Annotated in this window: 2 protein-coding genes; both read right to left on the reverse strand. The window is 63.4% G+C overall.

The features are described 5' to 3' along the window. Positions 1-1,266: ATP-binding protein (locus EN964_RS27580; protein WP_245490692.1), on the reverse strand; the 1,266-nt coding region annotated here is incomplete at its 3' end. A 161-nt stretch (positions 1,267-1,427) separates the two neighbouring features. After that, positions 1,428-4,019, reverse strand: a complete 2,592-nt coding sequence (locus tag EN964_RS27585) for a caspase domain-containing protein (protein ID WP_127276981.1) — start codon at positions 4,017-4,019, stop codon at positions 1,428-1,430. Between the last annotated feature and the right edge of the window lie 4 nt (positions 4,020-4,023).

Below are 4,023 nucleotides of genomic sequence, written 5' to 3' on the forward strand. Positions count from 1 at the left end.
GGAAGTGACGCCGAGCGAGCTCTTGCGGGTGATATCGCGCGCCTTGCGCGCCGCTTCACGCGCCGCCGCGGCCTGGATCACCTTGTCGACGACCACCTTGCCTTCGCTCGGATGTTCTTCCAGCCAGGTGCCGAGCGCTTCGTTGACCAGGCCTTCGACGACAGGACGGACTTCCGACGAGACCAGCTTGTCCTTGGTCTGCGAGGAGAATTTCGGATCTGGAACCTTGACCGACAGCACCGCCGTCAGGCCTTCGCGGCAATCGTCGCCGATCAGCGAGACCTTTTCCTTCTTGGTCAGGCCGGAGGATTCGCCATAGCCGGTGATCTGGCGCGTCAGCGCGCCGCGAAAGCCGGCCAGATGCGTGCCGCCATCGCGCTGAGGGATGTTGTTGGTGAAGGCCAGCACGTTCTCGTGGTAGCTGTCGTTCCACCACATCGCCACTTCGACGGTGATCCCATCGCGCTCCGCCCGGATGGCGATCGGCTTGTCGATCAGCGGTTTCTTGACCCGATCGAGATATTTGACGAATTCCTCGAGGCCTCCATCATAGTGCAGTTCATGGCGCACGACGTCGGCGTGACGGGCATCGGTCAAAATGATGCGCACGCCGGAATTGAGGAAGGCAAGCTCGCGCAGCCGGTGTTCCAGCGTGCCAAAGTCGAATTCGACCATGGTGAAGGTCTCGGCCGACGGGAAGAAGGTGATCTGGCTGCCGCTGCGGCCCTCATAGGTGCCCGGCTGCTTGTCCTGCTCATAGCTGCCGGTCGCCTTCAGCGGCGCGTCGGCATTGCCATGCGTGAAACTCATCTCGAAGATCTGGCCGTTGCGGCGGATTTTCAGCTTCAGCCACGCCGACAGCGCGTTGACCACCGAGACGCCGACGCCATGCAGGCCGCCCGAGACCTTGTAGGAATTCTGGTCGAACTTGCCGCCGGCATGCAGCTGCGTCATGATCACTTCGGCCGCCGAAATGCCTTCTCCGGTGTGGATATCGGTCGGAATTCCGCGGCCATTGTCGATCACGGTGACCGAACCATCGGGGTTGAGCGTCACGGTGACGAGATCGGCGTGACCGGCCAGCGCCTCGTCGATGGCGTTGTCGACCACTTCATAGACCATGTGATGCAGGCCCGAACCGTCGTCGGTATCGCCGATATACATTCCGGGGCGTTTGCGGACAGCATCCAACCCCTTCAAAACCTTGATGGAATCGGCGCCGTATTCGGCTTCAGCGCCGTTGTTGTTATCGATCTGATCGCTCATGAAAACCTGTTGTCTGGATGCCGCTTGCACGGCGCGAAAAACCCGCTCCGAATCGCGCCTCTGATATGCACTAGATATAGGCGCAAAAGGCGGTTTTTCCAAGGTTTGCAGGCATTTCACGGGGAATGAGCCGGCTGTCCATGGCAGCCTCCCGTCAGGCCCTATTTCACTTTGGCCAGCCGGTCCCTGAGAAACTTGATCATGAACTTGTATCGCGGCGCCAGCCGCCCGCTGCGGTCGAGCTCCAGCGTCATGTCCAGCGCCTGCGAAAGCACCGTCTTGGGGTTCTTGGCGACCTGAGCGTAGTCGATCATGGCAACCACCAGGTCGCGCTGCCAGGTGGCGTTGTTTGGGTCGGACCGGGCGAGCTTCTGGCGGATGTCGAGACTGTCCTGGAAAGCCTGCCGCGCGCCTTTGACGTCGCGCTGCTTGGCCTTGAGCATGCCGATCTCGGACAGGGTGATCGACAGGTCGCGTTGCCAGTCGGCATTGGCAGGGTCGAGCTTGGCCAGCCGGTCGGCGATAGCGAAACTGTCTGTATAGGCCTTGAGCGCTCCGGCGCGGTCGCCCTGAATCGCCAGAATGCCGGCGACCTTTTCCAGGCTGACCGAAAGGTCACGTTGCCAGTCGGCGTTGGCAGGGTCACTGGCCGCCAGCATGCGGGCTATAGAGAGGGCTTGCCTATAGGCGGCGAGGGCTGCCGGCCAGTCCTCTTGATCGCTCAGCGCATTGCCCATCTTTGCGTTGCCGACAGACAGGTCGCGCTTCAACTCACTGTTGTCGGGGTCGCGGCCCGCTAATTGTTCGACGATCGCATGGCCCGCTTTATAGGACGCGAGTGCGCCCGCCGCATCGCCGCGCTCGCGCTTGAGGTCGCCGATCGTATCATGGCTGACCGACACATCGCGCTGCCGTTCGGCATCCTGCGGCTTCTTTTCGGCCAATGCCAATCGGATATTCAGGCTCTCCTCGTAGGCCATCTGGGCGTTGTCCAACTGGCCGGCGGTACGCGCCAGTGCACCGATCTCGTCATAGCTGATGGTCAGGTCGCGCTGCAGTTCGGCGCGCTCCGGCTCGTTGTCGGCAAGCTGCTTCTTGACCGACAAGCCTTCCTGGTAGATCTGCGAGGCCCCAGCCAGATCGCCTTGCGTCACAAGCACATTGCCGATCTTGTCGTCGGCCATGGCGAAGTCGCTGAACCATGACAGCCGATCGGGTTCGGCAGCGGTCAAATCCCTGAGCATGGTTCTGGCGGTCCGATAGTTTTCCAGCGCTTCCGGCAGGTCTCCTTGCGCCAGCTTGATGTTGCCGAGCTTGATGTGGCTGACGGCAAAATCGCGCTTGACGCTCGGGTCGGTTTCCCGGGCCGAACGCAGCTCGAGATTGGACACCAGCGCTGCAAAGGCGCGGCCTGCCGCATCGGTGTTGCCGACAAGGGTGTAGAGCTTGCCGAGCTCGTCCAGGGTTCGGATCTGGCGGTCGGCCTGGTCCAGGGTCAGATCGGTTTGCCCGGCCTCGCCGTAGAGGACCAGCACCGATTCATAGTCCTTGATGGCCGTGGCGTAGTCGAGGTCGGCGCGCGCCGCACCGCCGGACAGGAAACGCGTCGCCGCCTCGGACAGCGTGCGGTTGACGAAGTTGGCCTTCAAGGCGTTGCGCGAAACATTGTCGATGTCGGCGGCCTTTGCGAGGATGGCGCGAGCCCCATCGAAGGCGCCGAGCGAAAGCTGCTCCTCGGCCTGCCGGCGCAATTCCGTCACCTGCGGATCATCGGAGGCCAGCGTCCTCATTTCGCCGCGCACCTTGACGAAGGCGTCGGCCGCCTCGCGCAACCGGGCATTCAGGCTGTCCGCCGAAAGGTGGCTGGCGTCGGAGCTGATCAGCACGCCGTAGAGAGGCGCCAGCGGCATGTCGGCATCGCTGGCGACCTGCTCGACCTCACCGCGCATTTCCGGCGTCACGTCGGCCATGGCAAGCAACAGGCGCTCGCGCTCCGGCAATTGTTGCTTGGCGGCCGCGGCAAAAAACAGCTTCGGCAGGCCGCTCTCGACGTAAGGCAGCTGTTTGCCCCGCGACAAATCGTAGACCTCCTGCTGCACCAGCGTCAGCACCGAGCGGATCTCGAGCCCGTCGGTGCCGAGATATTTGGTCAGCGCTGTCGTGAAGGGCGAGTTCTGGCCGGTGCCGTCGGCAGCCGTCTCGCCCGGTGCGGCGGAGAAGGCGAACAGGATGTTTTCGGCGCGGCCAATCCGGCCGAGACCCGGCTTCACCTTGTCGGAGACATCCTTTGCCAGCGATGTCGCGCCGCGCCCTTCACCGCTGCTTCCCGAGAAGGGATCGCTGCGGCAGGCGTCGAGCATGATCAGGCCGACCTTGGCCGTGGCGGCCACGCTGTCGCGCACCTCTTCCAGCGGCAGGCTGGTCTTCTCCAGCGCATCGAGCGAGGAGGCGTCGGCATCGATCGGGAGCAGCCGGTTGTCGCCCGAGATTTCCACGCCGTGGCCGGAGAAGTAGACCAGCGCCACGTCGGCGCCTTTGGCATCCAGGCGAAAATCGTCGAGCGCGCGGCGCATTCGCCGCAGGTCGCGATTGGTTTCGAGGATGACCTCGAAGCCGAGCTTCTTCAGCGCCGCTGCCATCGCCTCGCCGTCATGGACCGGATTGGCGAGCGGCCGAACCAGGCGGTAGCCGTCCTCGGCTATGATCAAAGCCACGCGTCGCTCAGCCACCGCGGCGGCGGTGCTCATGAGCATCTGT

Source organism: Mesorhizobium sp. M7A.F.Ca.CA.001.10.2.1, from assembly GCF_003998575.1.
In the GTDB taxonomy this organism is placed as follows: domain Bacteria; phylum Pseudomonadota; class Alphaproteobacteria; order Rhizobiales; family Rhizobiaceae; genus Mesorhizobium.

What these genes read in the sequence shown, in the direction of transcription:
- EN964_RS27585 (WP_127276981.1), bottom strand. Translation starts at nt 4,019, where the DNA reads ATGCTCATGAGCACCGCCGCCGCGGTGGCTGAGCGACGCGTGGCTTTG.